Origin of the sequence: Enterobacter cloacae complex sp. CARB60 (assembly GCF_036487345.1) — a bacterium.
GTDB classification, from domain to species: domain Bacteria; phylum Pseudomonadota; class Gammaproteobacteria; order Enterobacterales; family Enterobacteriaceae; genus Enterobacter; species Enterobacter asburiae_D.
The window spans coordinates 1,112,537-1,130,180 of record NZ_JAZKLC010000002.1; the positions used below are offsets into that span (position 1 = coordinate 1,112,537).

Below are 17,644 nucleotides of genomic sequence, written 5' to 3' on the forward strand. Positions count from 1 at the left end.
GGTGAATATCACCCCGTTGCTTCCAGCAGCAGTAAATCCATCAGCAGCACCAGATTCGACTCAAACGACGTCACCCCCGCGGCTTCGGCGGCGAAGTGTACCGCTTCGTCATAGAGGGCGAAGTGCACGTCCGCCATCCCCGCCAGCGTATTGGCCGAGGCGCGGGTAAAGGCGACAATCGTCATGCCGACGTTTTTGGCAATCCGCGCTTTATCCAGCACCTGCTCCGTTTCGCCGCTGCGCGAGACGGCAATAAACACCTGATAGCGGGCGGCGTTGCTGAGGAAAATATTCCGGCTGTCCCCCGGCCCGGAGATAAACGCCGTTTTGCCCAGCACCTGCAGCTTCTTGGTCAGGTACTCCGCAAAAAGATAGGAAAACCCGGCGCCGTAGAGAAAGAAGCTCTCTTTCTGGCGCAGCAGGTCGGCAAACTGCTGGCGCTTCTCCTGCGTGACCCACTGGAAGGTGTGCTGATAGTTGGCAATAAACTGATTAAACAGCGCCGGGAGTTCAGGAAGCGACTGCCCCTGAGCGGCAATATGCGGCGTGTCGGAGAGCAGCTGCTTGCAGTGCCAGATAAACTCGCTAAAGCCGCTGAACCCCAGCTTCTGACACAGCCGCATGATGGTGGCGGTAGAAACAAACGTCGCCTGCGCCAGCTCTCGCACCGTGATGTTGCCCACCAGCAGCGGATGCTCCGTGAGGTGGGCGAGGACGCGATACTCCGCGCGGGTCAGCGATGCCCCGCGCGTTAACAGCGTGGCCAGGCGGTTATCCATTATTTCGCGGGTTCGACAGGCAGATCGTCTCGCGCACCCCATTCGCTCCAGGCGCCGTCGTATAGCGTGACGTCGTTCGCGCCGAGCGTGGCAAGCGCCAGGATCGCCACGCAGGCCGTGACGCCGGAGCCGCAGCTGGCAATAATCGGACGATGTAAATCCACGCCTGCACGGTCAAAAATGGCGCGCAGCTCGTCGGTGGTTTTCAGTTCGCCCTCAAACACCAGATCGCCCCACGGCACGTTCAGCGCGCCCGGAATATGGCCGCGCTTCAGCCCCGGACGCGGTTCATCCGCTTGTGCGTTGAAGCGCGGAGCAGGACGGGCATCGACGATTTGCGCTGTGCTTTCATGGCTAACGACCAGCACGTCGGTCAGGCGTTTCACCACGTGCGCGTCGAACGTGGCATCGAATTCGCCTTCCGGCAGCGTCACGTCGCCCTGCTGAAGGGGCAGCTCGTCACGCTTCCAGCCTGCGAGGCCGCCCGCCAGAATCGAGACTTTTTCCACGCCGAAGTTTTTCAGCATCCACCACGCGCGCGGCGCAGAGAAGAGGTTACCTTCGTCATAAACAACGAGGTGTTTGTCTTTGCTGACGCCCAGCTCGCGCATCGCCACGGAAAACGCTTCCGGGCGCGGCAGCATGTGCGGCAGGGGAGAGTTGCGATCGGAGAGGGCTTCGATATCAAAAAATACCGCGCCAGGCAGGTGCCCTGCGCGGTATTCACCGGGCACGTCGCGATGCTCTTGCCCCGGCGGGGCCATACGCGCGTCAATTATCTGAACTTCCGGATCGTCACCGTGCTCAATCAGCCAGTCGGCGGCGACAAAATATGAGGTGGACATGGGTTGCCTCCATTCTTTTCCGTAAAAAAGGATTGTCGGTGTTTTTTCTGACACCGACAAGCAAACCACGTTCAACTCGCGAGCAAGCCCCTATTTTTTCACCGTTTCGCCGTCCTGCCAGGCTTTTTGCAGCGCAGGCCAGTAGTCGCGGTTGGCCTCGATCATCTCATCCAGAATCGCTTTTGCATGTTCCATGGTCGGCACGGTGCGGTTGAGGGTGAACGCCTGCAGGGCTTTCTCATAGCTGCCCTCGATGGTCGCCTCCACCAGCAGCTGTTCGGAGGCGAGCTGCTGTTGCAAAAGGGTCTGATGGAACAGCGGCACCTGACCGATGCGAATCGGTTCCGGGCCTTCGGAGGTGATATACGCGGGCACTTCCACCACGGCATCGTACGGCAGGTTGGTAATCGCCCCGCGGTTTTCCACCATCACCAGATGGCGGCTCCGCAGGTTAAAGGCCAGCGAGCAGGCGACGTCAACGATAAACTCGCCGTGCACGCCCACGTGGAAGGCGTCCGGCAGGATCCCGGTGAGCTTGTATTCTTCAGCTGCGGCGAACAGTTTTTTCTCACGCCCGTCCATCACTTCATTGGCGCGGGTATAGTCCGGGTTCTGATGCTCCACAATCTGGTTCGGCATCAGGTAGTACTGCAGATACGGGTTCGGCAGATACTCCGGGAAGTTATCCATGATCGGCTTAATGTTGCGCCAGGTTTTTACCCACGAAGGATCCGAGTGCTGCGGGTCGGTTTTGGCCGCATCTTCCGTCAGCAGGCCAAACTTCGCGATATGCTTACGCAACTCGGGCAGCTTGTCTTCGCCGTCCACCAGTACGCGGGTAAACCAGCCGAAGTGGTTCAGACCGAAGTAGTCGACTGCGAGCTTGTGTCGATCGACGCCCAGAATCGCCCCCATATTGCGCATCGCGGCCACCGGCATATCGCAGATGTTCAGCACCCGCGCATTTGGCCGCAGGCGGCGCACGCCCTCCGCGACGATCGCCGCCGGGTTGGAGTAGTTCACGATCCAGGCTTTTTCATGCGCGTAGCGATCGACCAGATCGATAAGCTCCACCATCGGCAGGATCGTGCGCAGTCCGTACGCCAGCCCGCCGGGTCCGCACGTTTCCTGGCCGACCACGCCGTGACGCAGCGGGATCTTCTCGTCCTGTTCGCGCATTTTATACTGGCCGACGCGCATCTGGGCGAAGACGAAATGCGCGCCGCTGAAGGCCACTTCCGGATCGCTGGTGACGGTAAATTTGATGCTCTGACTGTGGTCGCGAATAACCTTCTCGACGACGGGCGCAATGGTGTTCTGACGCGCCTCGTCGATGTCATAGAGGCGGATTTCGGCCAGCGGGAAATCCTGCAGGCGCACCATCAGGCTTTTCACAATACCCGGCGTGTAGGTGCTGCCGCCGCCGGCAATTGACAGAATAAATGGGGGTGTAAACATTTTTAGCTCCTTTCAGAGAAACGTCTCAACGGCTTCTCGCATTTTTTTGACGTGCAGCCCGTAGACCACCTGAACGTTGTTACCTTGTTTGATAATCCCTTTCGCGCCGGTCGCCTTCAGCCGCGGCTCGTCGATGATGGCGACGTCCTTCACCGTGACGCGTAAGCGGGTGTAGCAGTTATCCACCACTTCAATATTTTCCCGGCCGCCCAGCCCCGCCACGATGGATTCGCCCAGCCCGTCGTTATTGCCTTTGGCCTGGTACTCCTGCTTGCTGTAGAGGCGCGTCTCCTTATCGTCATCCTCACGGCCTGGCGTTTTCATGTTGAAGCGCAGGATCAGGAAGCGGAACACCACGAAGTAGAGGGCAAACATGATCAGCCCGACCACGATGTACATCGGCCAGTTGGACTTCTGCGTGCCGAGCGGCAGGTTGTAAAGGATGAAGTCAATAATCCCGTTGGCGCCGATGGCGTGAACGCCCAGCAGCGAGAACAGCAACATGCCGATGCCGGTCAGCACCGCGTGCACCACGAAGAGCAGCGGGGCGACGAACAGGAAGGAGAACTCAATCGGCTCGGTCACGCCGACCAGCAGCGAGGTCAGCGCCGCCGGGATCAGAATCGCTTTCGCAATCGCTTTACGCTCCGGCTTTGCGGTCATATACATCGCCAGCGCGGCGGCAGGCAGGCCGAACATCTTGCTGATGCCGCGCGCGTCCCACACCACGGTGCTGCTGAGCTGCTTCACGTACGGGCAGGCCATCTCGGCGAAGTAGATATTGCGCGCGCCCTGATAGGTTGCGCCGCACACCTCCTGCGTGCCGCCCAGCTCGGTATAAAGGAACGGCGTATAAACCAGATGGTGCAGGCCGGTGGGGACCAGAATGCGTTCCAGGAAACCGTAGATTGCTACGCCAAACGGCCCGGAGCCTTTGATGGCCAGCGCCAGGGCGCTAATGCCGTGCTGGGCAAACGGCCACAGTTCACTCATCACCACGCCGAGCAGCATGGAGACGGGGAGCATGACGATAGCGACAAAACAGTGGCCGGAGTAAATCGCCATCGCGCCGTTAAACTGTACGCCGGAGTATTTGTTGTACAGATAGCCGGAGAGCGCCCCGGTCAGGATCCCGGCAAAAACCCCCATCTCCAGCACCTGCACGCCCAGCACCATGGTCTGCCCGGCCGCTTTCATCTGGGCAGCTGGCGCCAGCGCGCCCTGCAGCTGCAGCGTGACGTTCATGGCGTTGATGAACACGACAAAAGTCACCAGCCCAATTAGCGCGGCATAGCCTTTATCGCGCGTCGCCAGGCCAATCGGGATCCCGACGGCAAACACCAGCGCCAGGTTCACCAGCACCGACACGGCAGATTTCGCGATAAGCTGACCAATATGCTGAATCAGGGGATGGCCAAGAAACGGCAGGTATTCAGCGAGATTACCGTTACCCAGCACGTTACCAAAGGCGATAAACAGACCGACGATCGGTAAAATAAGTACCGGTCCGTACAATGATTTTCCGAAATTTTGTAGGGCGTTCACGGCTCGTTTCATGGCTTTCTCTCTTTTTGAACCGCGCACTCGGGGTGCGTCATGGTCATAAAACTAGCAGTCTTCAGGCGCACTTATCCAGCTATCTTCTTGTTTTAAAAACAAATGACGTGAAAGGTAACATGTGACGTTATGTGCTGTGATCGCGGTTCCATCACGGCGTAGCGGCGTGATGCCATTCTGCGAGGCGCTTTCCAGATTCTAAAATTGGACTTTTTGAATTAATGAAACTTGCGGATAATACTTATCCGGACGACGACCAACAGGCTCCATGGGCCAGGGACAAAGGATGAAACCGTTTCGCTTAGCCGCGCTCTCTCTTGCGCTGCTTACCACGTTTACGCTTGTCGGCTGTGATAACAGCGACGATAAATCTCAAGCTGCGGCTCCCGCGGCATCCACCGCATCAACACCGAAAGCCGCGGAAAAACCCAGTGCAGAAACGCTGGCTAAACTGGCTGCTCAGAGTCAGGGAAAAGCGCTGACGCTGCTGGATACCTCAGAAGTTCAGCTCGACGGTGCCGCCACGCTGGTGCTGACCTTTTCTGTTCCGCTGAATCCCGATCAGGATTTCGCGAAAACCGTGCATGTCGTGGATAAGAAAAGCGGCAAGGTTGATGGGGCGTGGGAACTTGCGCCTAACCTGAAAGAGCTTCGCCTGCGCCATCTGGAGCCTAACCGCAACCTGGTCGTCACCGTTGAACGTGGCCTGCAGGCGCTGAACAAGGCGACGTTCGGCATTGATTATGAAAAAGCCCTGACCACCCGGGACGTTGAACCCACTGTCGGTTTTGCCAGCCGCGGCTCGCTGCTGCCGGGCAAGGTGGTCGAAGGTCTGCCGGTGATGGCGCTCAACGTCAACAATGTTGATGTTAACTTTTACCGCGTGAAGCCTGAATCGCTGGCCTCCCTTGTCAGCCAGTGGGAGTACCGTAACTCGCTGACAAACTGGGAATCCGACAATCTGCTGAAGATGGCGGAGCTGGTTTACACCGGTCGATTCGATCTTAATCCGGCGCGCAATACGCGCGAAAAATTGCTGTTGCCTCTGAAGGATATTAAACCTCTCCAGCAGTCTGGCGTTTATATCGCGGTCATGAACCAGGCAGGGCACTACAACTACAGCAACGCCGCGACGCTCTTTACCTTAAGCGATATTGGACTGTCCGCTCACCGTTATCACAACCGCCTGGACATCTTCACCCAGAGTCTGGAAAACGGTGCGGCGCAGTCCGGCGTGACCGTCACCCTGCTGAATGACAAAGGCCAGACGCTTGCCGAAGCAAACAGCGATGCCGACGGCCATGCGAAGCTTGAAACCGACAAAGAGGCCGCGCTGATCCTGGCCAGTAAAGATGGCCAGACCACGCTGCTCGATCTCAAGCTACCGGCCCTCGACCTGGCGGAGTTTGATATCGCTGGGAGCCCGGGCTACAGCAAGCAATTCTTCATGTTTGGCCCGCGCGATCTCTACCGCCCGGGTGAAACGGTGATCCTCAACGGTCTCCTGCGCGACAGTGACGGTAAGCCACTTCCGGATCAGCCTGTGAAGCTTGACGTGCTGCGTCCGGATGGACAGGTCGCGCGTACGATTGTCGTCAAGCCAGAGAACGGGCTCTATCGCTTTAACTATCCGCTGGACAGCGGGGCGCAGACCGGTATGTGGCATATCCGCGCCAACACGGGCGATAACCTGCAGCGCCTGTGGGACTTCCACGTCGAAGACTTCATGCCAGAGTGTATGGCGCTCAACCTGAGCGGACAAAAAACGCCGGTTTCACCGCAGGATAACGTGGACTTTAACGTGGTGGGCTATTACCTGTATGGCGCCCCGGCCAACGGTAATTCTCTGCAGGGCCAGCTTTTCCTGCGTCCTCTGCGTGACGCGGTGGCTGCGCTGCCGGGCTTCCAGTTTGGCGATATCGCCGAGGAGAACCTGAGCCGCAGTCTGGATGAAGTTCAGCTTACGCTTGACGAGCAGGGGCGTGGACAGGTTTCTACCGAAAGCCAGTGGAAAGAGGTGCACTCTCCGCTGCAGCTGATCCTGCAGGCCAGCCTGCTGGAGTCCGGCGGCCGTCCGGTGACGCGTCGCGCTGAGCAGGCCATCTGGCCGGCGGCTGAGCTGCCGGGTATTCGCCCTCAGTTCGCCAGTAAAGCCGTTTACGACTACCGCACCGATACCACCGTCAACCAGCCGATTGTTGACGAGAACGGCAACGCCAGCTTCGACATCGTTTACGCTGATGCCAGCGGCGCGAAAAAAGCGGTGTCCGGTTTGCAGGTTCGCCTGATCCGCGAGCGCCGTGACTACTTCTGGAACTGGTCTGAGAGCGAAGGCTGGCAGTCTCAGTTCGATCAGAAAGACCTGGTTGAAGGCGAGCAGGAGCTGACGCTCAAGGCCGACGAGACGGGTAAAGTTACCTTCCCGGTGGAGTGGGGCTCATATCGTCTGGAGGTTAAAGCGCCTGATGAGATGGTCAGCAGCGTGCGCTTCTGGGCGGGGTATAGCTGGCAGGATAACAGCGACGGCACCGGGGCCGCGCGCCCTGACCGCGTGACGCTGAAGCTGGATAAGCCAGCCTATCAGCCTGGCGACACCATCAACCTGCACATTGCAGCGCCGGCAGCAGGTAAGGGCTATGCGATGATCGAGTCCAGCGAAGGGCCGCTGTGGTGGAAAGAGATCGACGTACCGGCAAACGGGCTTGATCTCGCTATCCCGGTCGACAAAGCCTGGAAACGTCACGATCTCTACCTGAGTACGCTGGTGGTACGTCCTGGGGATAAATCCAAATCCGCCACGCCGAAGCGCGCGGTCGGCCTGCTGCATCTGCCGATGGGCGACGAAAATCGCCGCCTAAATATTGCGCTCGATAACCCGCTGAAGATGCGTCCAAACCAGACGCTCTCGGTGAAGGTGAAAGCCAGCGTGAAAGAGGGTGCGGTGCCGCAGAAAGTGAACGTTCTGGTCTCGGCGGTGGACAGCGGCGTGCTGAACATCACCGATTACGTTACGCCCGATCCGTGGCAGGCTTTCTTCGGCCAGAAGCGCTACGGCGCGGATATCTACGATATCTACGGCCAGGTCATTGAAGGGCAGGGCCGCTTGGCCGCGCTGCGCTTTGGTGGTGACGGTGATGAGCTGAAGCGCGGCGGCAAACCGCCGGTGAACCACGTCACTATTATTGCCCAGCAGGCACAGCCGGTGACGCTGGATGCCAATGGAGAAGGCACGATTACGCTGCCGATTGGGGACTTCAACGGCGAGCTGCGTCTGATGGCGCAGGCCTGGACAGAGGACGATTTCGGCAGCAGTGAAAGCAAGGTTGTGGTGGCCGCACCGATCATTACCGAGCTTAATACGCCGCGCTTCCTGGCAAGCGGAGATACCTCGCGGCTGACGTTGGATCTCACCAACCTGACCGACAAGCCGCAAACGCTGAACGTCGCCCTGACCGCAACGGGCAAACTGTCTCTGGAGGGCGCACAGCCGCAGCCGGTTCAGCTATCTCCTGGCTCGCGCAGCACCCTGTTTATTCCGGTGCGTGCGCTGGAAGGTTATGGTGACGGTGAGGTGACCGCTCAGGTGACTGGTCTGCAGCTTCCGGGCGAGACTTTCGCACCGCAGCAGAAGAGCTGGAAAATCGGCGTGCGTCCGGCGTTCCCGGCGCAGACGGTGAATACTGGTGCCATGCTGAATCCCGGCGAGTCCTGGACCGCACCAGCGCAGCACAGCAACGGTTTCTCTCCTGCCACTCTGCAGGGGCAACTGCTGCTGAGCGGCAAACCACCCCTCAACCTGGCGCGCTATATTCGCGAACTGCAGGCGTATCCGTATGGCTGCCTGGAGCAGACCACCAGTGGCCTGTTCCCGTCCCTCTACACCAACGCGGCGCAGCTTGCTGCACTGGGCATCAAGGGCGACACCGATGACAAGCGCCGTGCAGCGATTGATATTGGCATCTCCCGTCTGCTGCAGATGCAGCGTGAAGACGGTGGTTTTGCTCTGTGGGATAAAAATGGTCCGGAAGAGTACTGGCTGACGGCCTACGTGACCGACTTCCTGGTGCGCGCGGGCGAGCAGGGTTACAGCGTACCTGCCGAGGCAGTGAATAACGCCAATAGCCGCCTGCTGCGCTACCTGCAGGACCCGGGCATGATGTCCATTCGCTATATCGATGATACTCAGGCCAGCAAGTTCGCCGTGCAGGCCTATGCCGCGCTGGTGCTGGCGCGTCAGCAGAAAGCGCCGCTGGGCGCGCTGCGTGAAATCTGGGATCGTCACGGGCAGGCGGCTTCCGGGCTGCCGCTGATGCAGCTGGGCATGGCGCTCAAACTGATGGGCGATGCGCCGCGCAGCCAGCAGGCGCTGGACCTGGCGCTCAAAACGCCGCGTAACGACAGCAAAACCTGGATGGCCGATTACGGCAGCACGCTTCGCGATAACGCGCTGATGCTCTCCCTTCTGGAGGAGTACAAGCTGCTGCCGGATGCGCAAAATACGCTGCTGAATGCGCTGTCTGAAGAGGCCTTCAGCCAGCGCTGGCTGTCAACGCAGGAGAGCAATGCGCTGTTCCTGGCAGGACGTTCGCTGCAAACCTTGTCCGGTACGTGGCAGGCGAAAACGTCTCTGTCTGAGACCGCATCAGGCGGCGATAAGTCACAGGTAGAAAACGTGAGCGGCGACCAGCTTGGCGCGCTGCAGGTAACCAATACCGGAACGACACCGCTGTGGGTACGTCTGGACAGTACGGGTTATCCGGAATATGCCCCTCAGCCGAGCTCGAACGTGCTGCAGGTTGAACGTCATATCCTGGCAACCGACGGCAGCAGTAAATCGCTCTCTTCCCTGAAGAGCGGCGAACTGGTGCTGGTGTGGCTGGAAGTAAAAGCCAGCCAGAACGTGCCGGATGCGCTGGTGGTGGATCTCCTCCCTGCGGGTCTGGAACTGGAAAACCAGAACCTGGCGAGCAGTAGCGCCAGCCTGCAGGATAGCGGCAGTGAGGTACAGAACCTGCTCAGCCAGATGCAGCAGGCGGATATTCAGCATATGGAATTCCGCGATGACCGCTTTGTGGCTGCCGTGCCGGTTAACGAAGGTCAGCCGGTCACGCTGGTTTACCTGGCCCGAGCCGTGACGCCGGGAACCTACCAGGTGCCGGTGCCGATGGTGGAGTCTATGTACGTTCCGCAGTGGCGGGCAACGGGGGCGGCCAGCGGCCCGCTGATTGTTGTTCCATAATATGCGAATGGCACGTCTGACACGCTCCCGCTGGCTATGGCTGGCGGGAGCGCTTCTCGTTTTATGGGGGCTGATTGTCGTCGCCGACCGCCTGTGGCCGTTGCCTCTGAAAGAGGTTAACCCTGCACGGGTGGTGGTGGATGAACAGGGCACGCCGCTGTGGCGCTTTGCGGACAGCGACGGGATCTGGCGCTACCCGGTTACGATTGAAGAGGTCTCTCCCCGTTATCTTGAGGCGCTGATCCAGTACGAAGATCGCTGGTTCTGGGATCATCCTGGCGTAAACCCGCTCTCTGTCCTGCGCGCCGCCTGGCAGGATCTCAGTTCCGGCAAAGTCGTCTCTGGCGGCAGTACGCTGACCATGCAGGTGGCACGCCTGCTGGACCCGCATCCGCGCACCTTTGGCGGCAAAGTTCGTCAGCTCTGGCGAGCAATACAGCTGGAGTGGCACCTCTCTAAACGCGACATCCTGACGCTCTATCTCAACCGTGCCCCCTTTGGCGGCACGCTGCAGGGCGTCGGAGCTGCAAGCTGGACCTATCTCGGCAAACCGCCGTCGCAGCTCAGCTATTCCGAAGCGGCGCTGCTGGCGGTACTGCCGCAGGCGCCCAGCCGCTTACGTCCGGACCGCTGGCCTGAGCGGGCCGAAGCGGCGCGCAATAAAGTGCTCGACCGCATGGTCACACAGGGCGTCTGGTCTGCGAAGCAGGTTAAGGAATCGCGGGAAGAATCGGTATGGCTGGCGCCCCGACAGATGCCGCAGCTGGCACCGCTCTTTGCGCGCATGATGCTCGGTAAAAGCCGCGACACTAAAATAGTCACCACGCTGGATGCCGGGCTACAGCGGCAGCTGGAAGAGCTGGCGATGAACTGGAAATCGCGCCTGCCGGCGCGCAGCTCGCTGGCGATGATCGTCGTGGATCACACCGATATGAAAGTGCGTGGCTGGGTCGGCTCGGTGGATATCAACGATGACACGCGTTTCAGCCATGTGGATATGGTCAATGCGATCCGATCCCCAGGATCGGTGTTAAAGCCCTTTATCTACGGTATGGCGCTTGACGATGGCCTGATCCATCCCGCCTCGCTGCTCCAGGACGTTCCCCGAAAAACCGGTGATTATCGCCCAGGGAATTTTGACAGCGGGTTCCACGGACCGGTCAGCATGAGTGAAGCGCTGGTGCGCTCCCTCAACCTGCCCGCAGTACAGGTACTGGAAGCCTACGGGCCAAAACGGTTTGCCGGGATGCTAAGCAACGCAGGCTTGCCGCTGATCCTGCCCGCGGGGGCGCAGCCGAATCTCTCTCTGATCCTGGGCGGGGCAGGCGCGCGGCTGGCCGATATCGCCGCGGCCTATAGCGCCTTTGCCCGACACGGTAAGGCGGGAAGGCTTCGGTTACAGCCGGGCGATCCGCTGATTGAACGTCCGCTGTTATCGCAAGGCTCGGCGTGGATTATTCGTCGTATTCTGGCGAACGAGGCGCAGCCGCTCCCGGATAATGTGCTGCCGCAAATCGCGCCGCTGGCGTGGAAAACGGGCACCAGCTACGGCTACCGTGATGCCTGGGCCATCGGTCTGAATGCCCGTTACGTGATTGGCATCTGGACCGGACGACCGGACGGCACGCCGGTGGCTGGGCAGTTTGGTTTCGCCAGCGCGGTTCCGCTATTAAACCAGGTGAATAACCTGCTTCAGTCACGCTCAACGGTAGACGAAGCCCGCCTGCCGCGCGACCCGCGTCCGGAGAGCGTCGGGCGGGGCGTGATCTGCTGGCCGGGCGGCCAGTCGCTGTCGGAAGGGAGTGAAAACTGTCGGCGTCGCCTGTCGACCTGGCTGCTGGAAGGGAGTGAACCGCCCACGCTGCTATTGCCCGAACAGGAAGGTATACGCGGCATTCGCTTCCCGGTCTGGCTGGATAAAACGGGTAAACGTGTGGCGTCAGATTGCCCCGATGCAGCTGAAAAAGTCCTTGATGTCTGGCCGCTGCCGCTGGAGCCGTGGCTGCCCGCCGCGGAAAAAAGGGCGGCGCGTCTCCCTGCTGCATCAACGGTTTGCCCGCCGCTTGATAACGGCAATATCGCACCGCTTATGCTGTCAGGTGTCAGGGAGGGGGCCGTGCTCAAACATCTTCCGGGTGAGACAAATATAACGCTTTCGCTCTCTACCAGTGGTGGAGAAGGGCAGCGATGGTGGTTTTTAAATGGCGAGCCTTTAGAAGGCCATCATTATAATTATTCACTTAAACTATATTTGCCTGGTAAGTATCAATTAATTGTTATGGATGAAACAGGGCAAATGGCGACGGTAAATTTCGAAATGGATTATTAATTAAGCCAGAAGAGTTAGCTTGATAATTATCAATGTTCGTTCTTTCAAAAAAACGAGAATGCGTTTTTATTTGAAGGAACGAACAATGAAGAAAAATAAGAAACTGAGAGAGAGTCTTAATCCCGCACTCTCCCGGCGCCACTTTATTCAGGCCGGGTCCGCACTTGCCGCCCTGCCGTTTGTGGTGAAAGCCGGCAAAGCAGAGGCGACAGCTTCGCCGGCTGCGATGAATGCTCCAGAAGAAAACGTCATTCAAACCTGCAGCACCTTTGACTGCGGGGGAAAATGCGATATTCGGGCGCACGTTAGCGACGGTGTGGTAACGCGAATCTCCACGCGTCCGGATAATGAACTGGATCCAAAAATGCCGGTGATGCGTGCTTGTGTTCGTGGGCGCGCATACAGAAAATTTGTTTATCATCCAGACCGGTTGAAATATCCAATGAAACGCGTAGGAAAACGTGGCGAAGGAAAGTTCGAACGTATTTCCTGGGATGAAGCCACCACGCTTATTGCCAGTCAATTAAAAACCATTACGCAAAAATACGGCGCCGCATCGCGTTATGTGCATGTTGGCACTGCAGTTTCTGGGGGAACTTTCTCCGGCGATAAAATGGTCCGTCGCCTGCTTAATTTAACGGGTGGGTATCTCGAAAGCTATCACTCGGTCAGCATGGGCAACACGGCGGCAGCAACGCCGTATACCTACGGCACCGCCGCCAGCGGCAGCTCGCTGGACACGCTGCTGGACACTAAGCTGGTTATCCTCTGGGGGCATAACCCCACTGAGACGATCTTTGGTCACAGTAACTACTTCTTCCAGAAGATGAAGCAAAACGGCACCCGCTTTATCGTTGTCGATCCGCGCTATTCGGACACGGTGTCATCGCTGGCCGACCAGTGGATCCCGCTGCTCCCGACGACCGATAACGCGCTGATGGATGCGATGATGTACGTGATCGTTACGGAAAATCTGCACGATCGCGAGTTTATTCAGCGCTATACCCTGGGCTTTGACGAAGACGGCATGCCGGAAGGGGTTCCGGCTAATGAATCCCTGATGGCTTATCTGACCGGCGCAAAAGATGGCATGGCGAAAACGCCAGAGTGGGCAGAGAAAATCACCCATGTGCCTGCGCAGACCATCCGCCAGCTGGCGCGGGACTACGCAACCACGAAACCCGCCGCGCTGATCCAGGGCTGGGGTCCACAGCGTCATAACTGCGGCGAGCGCACCGCGCGCGGCTCGACGTTGCTGGCCACGCTGACGGGTAATGTCGGGGTGAAAGGCGGCTGGGCGGCAGGCTATGGCGGCTGCGCTAACCGAAAATTCGCGACCGGGCCGGAGATGCCGGATAACCCGGTCAAAGCCAAAATTTCGGTGATGAACTGGGTGCAGGCGGCTGACGATGCCACCAGGGTGACGGCAGAGGACGGCCTGAAAGAGGCAGAGAAGCTGGACAGCAATATTCGCATCCTGTTCTCGCTGGCGGGTAATTATCTGGCTAACCAAAACCCGGACCTTCATCAGGCCACCCGTGTCCTGGAAGACGAGTCGAAAATCGAGTTTATCGTCGCAAGCGATCTGTTCATGACGCCGAGCGCTAAATATGCCGATCTACTGTTACCGGAAACCAGCTTTATGGAGCGCTGGAATATCGGCGAAACCTGGGGTACCGCAAGCTATCTGATCCTGTCTGAAAAGCTGATTGAACCTGAATTCGAACGCCGTTCGGATTACGACTGGCTGCGTGAGGTTGCTGCAAAGCTCGGCGTTGAGCCTGCGTTCAGCGAGGGTCGTGACGAAAAAGGGTGGATTGAACACATCTGGGAGCAGACGCGGCTGTCCATGCCGGAGGAAAACCTGCCGGACTTCGTGACGCTCCAGAAGACGCGTCAGCATCTTTTTAAAAGCGAGCCGTTCGTCGCCTTTGAAGACAACATCCGCGATCCGCAAAATCATCCGTTCCCGACGCCGTCCGGGAAAATTGAGATCTTCTCTAAGCGTCTGTACGACATGCATCACCCGGAAATTCCGGCTCTGTCGCACTACGTACCCGCCCATGAAGGACCGGAGGACGCGCTGGCGAAAACCTTCCCGCTCCAGCTGATTACCTGGAAAGGGAAAAATCGCGCTAACTCTACCCAGTACGCCAACCCCTGGCTGGTTGAAGCCCAGCAGCAAAAGCTGTGGATCAATCCTCAGGACGCGCAAAAGCGCGGCATTGGGCAAGGGGATATCGTGCGTATTCATAACGCGCGCGGCATTTGTGAGATCCCGGCGGAGGTTACCCCGCGCATCATTCCAGGCGTTGTGGCCATGCAGGCAGGCGCCTGGTGGCAGCCTGACGACCGGGGTATTGATAAAGGTGGCTGTGCGAACGTGCTCAGTTCAGCCCGTATTACCGCGCTGGCGAAAGGGAATTCACATCAAACCATGCTGGTGGAGGTAGCTAAAGCATGAGTCAGTTTAAACACTATGCGCCGGTGAGCGACAAACAGCTGGGCTTCTATATCGACTCTTCACGCTGCTCGGGCTGCAAAGCTTGTCAGGTGGCGTGCAAAGATAAAAATAATCTTGAAGTCGGACGTCGCTTCCGCCGCGTGTACGAAGTCAACGGCGGGAATTTCATCCCAACCGGGCAGGGCGGCGTCAGCAATAACGTCTTTGCCTACACGCTCTCTATTTCCTGTAACCACTGTGCGGATCCCATTTGCACCAAAAATTGTCCGACCACCGCAATGCACAAACGTCCGGGCGACGGCATCGTGCGCGTCGATACGGATAAATGCGTCGGCTGCGGCTACTGTGCCTGGTCCTGCCCTTACGGCGCGCCGCAGCTCAACGAGCAGACCGGACAGATGTCGAAATGCGATTTCTGTGTGGATCTGCAGGCAAAGGGGGAAACACCGGTATGCGTGGCAACCTGTCCGCTGGAGGCAATCAAATTCGGTCCGATAGATGAACTTCGGGCGAAATACGGTACGGTCTGTGACGTGAAAGGTCTGCCTGATTCTTCCCTCACAAAACCAAACCTGGTGATCAAGGCGCATCAGGGCGCAGAGAAAGAGGAGAAGCGTCATGCATGAGTTACCGCTGCTGATATTTACGCTGTTCCTGCAGGGCTCGGTTGGCGTGACGCTCTGGCTGGCATTCGGGGGTGAACATGCTTCACCGCGTAGCGCGCTGCTGCCTTCTGTCGGGGCGTTTATGCTGGCGAGCCTCGGGCTGCTCGCCTCGGCGCTGCACATGGGGTATCCGCTCAATGCCCTGAACGCGCTGCGCCATGTTTCCAGCTCCTGGCTGAGCCGTGAAATTGTCTTTGCCAGCCTTTATCTCGGATCGCTTGGCCTTGCGATCTTGCTGTTGTTTGCGAAAAAGCCAGGAGGGAGGCTGCTTTTGGCTGTGGCGGGCCTTGTCGGGCTGGTGGATGTGTTCTGCATGGCGCAGATTTACATGCATACGTCCGTGGTGACCTGGCAACACATTAATACGCTGGTGCTGTTTATCGGCTCGGTGGGAATTATCGGTTCAGCCTGCATGGCCGTTGTGACGCGTTCTCAAACTGCCCTGCGCGCGGCGGTGGTCATTATCACTCTGCTGGTCCTCGTGCGTCTGGTGATGCAGCAAGTCTGGCTGGCAGACCTGGCTGCCGTGGACAATACCGTGGTGACGTTCCCTCACGCTCCGCTACAGATGCTGGCGCAACTGCGCACCGTGCATCTGCTGAGCTGGTGCGTTTCCGTTGCGGGTATGCTGTGCTTTGCTGCGGGCGGTCTGAAAGCGGCACGCGGCCCGGTGCTGCTGGGAAGCGCGTTGCTGATTGTGGGTGAGCTGATGCTGCGCTTCGTTTTCTTCAGTATTGGCTGATGGGCGGATTAACGTTTGCCCCGGCGATGGACGTGACGCATGCGTGCGTCCGTCGCCGTTTTCGCCGCGCTGCCTGCTGCGCCTGTGCGGACGCTTGTCCTGCGCAGGTTTTTTCTTTTACGGACAAGGGCGTTTCGGTTGATGAGAGCCGCTGTATTGAATGCGGTGACTGCCTGTTTGTTTGTCCCACCGAGGCCATTATCGGTATCGCGCCGCGAAAACGCTTTCTGCGTGAGGATACTCTTGTTGGGCCTTTTACTGAACGAGCTCCAGGGGGAAATGAGCTGCTTCTGTGGCATGCGCAATACCACGTTCGTTTTATCAGTATCGAGGCGGAGCAGCACCCTGAATGGATGCTGGCGCTTGCCCGGCTTAATCTTGTGCTCCGGCGCCGCGGTGAAAGGTCCTGGACGTTTAATTCTGTCCCGAACGGTGAGGTTAATATCGCCCGGCGTGCGCTTATGCACGTTCCACGGGAAGATGTGAGAGGGTGCACCGTAATGCCCGGTCAGCGAGAGCTGCGGAGGGCATTCTCAGGCTTCAGCGAGTCAGATATCGTCCTCAAGATCGGGAAGTGCGTACTCTGCGGGGCATGCTGGCGAAGCTGTACGGAAAACGCGATTCGTTTCGAGAACGGCGTGCTGGTCGTGGAAACCGGGCGCTGTACCGGCTGTGGAGGGTGCGAAGCGGTATGCCAGCATGACGCGATAAGCGTGACGCATAGGGAAGGGATAGCGAAAAGCATCGTCACTCCAGCATTTGAAGCAGTTTGCCAGACGTGTCACCGTCATTTCTGGTCGTTTACGTCTGATGAAAAGCACTGCCCACTCTGTTTACACCATCATTACGGTATGCGAAATTCGACCTGTTGCTAATCTTCGTCTCATTTTAAAAAAATGTTATGCAGAACCATAGGCAATGGCGCTATTGCTCATTATAATCCGCGCCACACCATACTCAGGTATGCAAAACAACAGAACATTGACAGAGGTTATCATGGCTATTGAACGTACTTTTTCCATCATCAAACCAAACGCGGTGGCAAAAAACGTTATTGGCAGCATCTTCGCTCGCTTTGAATCTGCAGGGTTCAAAATTGTTGGCACCAAAATGCTGCACCTGACCGTTGAGCAGGCTCGCGGCTTCTACGCTGAGCACGAAGGTCGCCCATTCTTTGACGGCCTGGTTGAGTTCATGACCTCCGGTCCAATCGTGGTATCCGTGCTGGAAGGCGAAAACGCAGTACAGCGTCACCGTGACCTGCTGGGCGCAACCAACCCGGACAACGCGCTGGCAGGTACTCTGCGCGCTGACTATGCGGACAGCTTCACCGAGAACGGCACCCACGGTTCTGATTCTGTTGAATCTGCTGCACGCGAAATCGCTTTCTTCTTCGCTGAAGGCGAAGTGTGTCCACGTACCCGTTAATTTAACGGTTTCGTTTACACATTATTTTCGTAAATGCCGCGTCCAGACGTGGCATCCCTGCGCCAGACTTTGTACAATGCAACGCCCCGGATGAGCAGACTGCTTTCCGGGGCGTTTCTATTCAACCCTCCATGGGCC

The 17,644-nt window shown here is 58.3% G+C and carries 11 protein-coding genes; 7 read left to right on the forward strand and 4 right to left on the reverse strand.

Going from position 1 to position 17,644, the window contains the following annotated elements:
* Nucleotides 1-8: 8 nt before the first annotated feature.
* The 4 genes from V4835_RS06485 to V4835_RS06500 form a co-directional block, all read right to left on the reverse strand.
* Entirely contained in the window at nucleotides 9-779 is a 771-nt protein-coding gene (locus tag V4835_RS06485) for a MurR/RpiR family transcriptional regulator (RefSeq protein WP_047652683.1), read from the reverse strand.
* Nucleotides 779-1,624 (reverse strand): 3-mercaptopyruvate sulfurtransferase, encoded by an 846-nt coding sequence (gene sseA, locus V4835_RS06490; RefSeq protein ID WP_331411584.1) that lies wholly within the window; start codon nucleotides 1,622-1,624, stop codon nucleotides 779-781. The genes V4835_RS06485 and sseA overlap by 1 nt, the downstream gene beginning before the upstream one ends.
* A gap of 90 nt (nucleotides 1,625-1,714) precedes the next feature.
* Nucleotides 1,715-3,082, reverse strand: a complete 1,368-nt coding sequence (locus tag V4835_RS06495; protein WP_331411585.1) for a 6-phospho-alpha-glucosidase — start codon at nucleotides 3,080-3,082, stop codon at nucleotides 1,715-1,717.
* Between the two features lie 12 nt (nucleotides 3,083-3,094).
* Entirely contained in the window at nucleotides 3,095-4,639 is a 1,545-nt protein-coding gene (locus tag V4835_RS06500; protein ID WP_331411586.1) for a PTS transporter subunit EIIC, read from the reverse strand.
* A gap of 286 nt (nucleotides 4,640-4,925) precedes the next feature.
* Here V4835_RS06500 and V4835_RS06505 point away from each other — a divergent pair, with 286 nt between their 5' ends.
* From V4835_RS06505 to ndk, 7 genes are all read left to right on the forward strand, one after another.
* Entirely contained in the window at nucleotides 4,926-9,878 is a 4,953-nt protein-coding gene (locus tag V4835_RS06505) for an alpha-2-macroglobulin family protein (RefSeq protein WP_331411587.1), read from the forward strand.
* A 1-nt stretch (nucleotide 9,879) separates the two neighbouring features.
* The gene (gene pbpC, locus V4835_RS06510; protein ID WP_331411589.1) at nucleotides 9,880-12,207 is read left to right on the forward strand and encodes a peptidoglycan glycosyltransferase PbpC; all 2,328 of its coding nucleotides are present in this window, start codon (nucleotides 9,880-9,882) and stop codon (nucleotides 12,205-12,207) included.
* Nucleotides 12,208-12,292: 85 nt separating this feature from the next.
* The gene (locus tag V4835_RS06515) at nucleotides 12,293-14,671 is read left to right on the forward strand and encodes a DMSO/selenate family reductase complex A subunit (RefSeq protein WP_331411591.1); all 2,379 of its coding nucleotides are present in this window, start codon (nucleotides 12,293-12,295) and stop codon (nucleotides 14,669-14,671) included.
* Nucleotides 14,668-15,297 (forward strand): DMSO/selenate family reductase complex B subunit, encoded by a 630-nt coding sequence (locus tag V4835_RS06520; RefSeq protein ID WP_331411592.1) that lies wholly within the window; start codon nucleotides 14,668-14,670, stop codon nucleotides 15,295-15,297. The genes V4835_RS06515 and V4835_RS06520 overlap by 4 nt, the downstream gene beginning before the upstream one ends.
* The gene (locus tag V4835_RS06525) at nucleotides 15,290-16,078 is read left to right on the forward strand and encodes a dimethyl sulfoxide reductase anchor subunit family protein (protein ID WP_331411593.1); all 789 of its coding nucleotides are present in this window, start codon (nucleotides 15,290-15,292) and stop codon (nucleotides 16,076-16,078) included. Before V4835_RS06520 ends, V4835_RS06525 begins: the two co-directional genes overlap by 8 nt.
* On the forward strand, nucleotides 16,078-16,953 hold the full coding sequence (locus V4835_RS06530) for a 4Fe-4S binding protein (protein ID WP_331411594.1): 876 nt from the start codon (nucleotides 16,078-16,080) through the stop codon (nucleotides 16,951-16,953). The genes V4835_RS06525 and V4835_RS06530 overlap by 1 nt, the downstream gene beginning before the upstream one ends.
* A 121-nt stretch (nucleotides 16,954-17,074) precedes the next feature.
* Entirely contained in the window at nucleotides 17,075-17,506 is a 432-nt protein-coding gene (ndk, locus tag V4835_RS06535; RefSeq protein WP_003860625.1) for a nucleoside-diphosphate kinase, read from the forward strand.
* Nucleotides 17,507-17,644 lie beyond the last annotated feature (138 nt).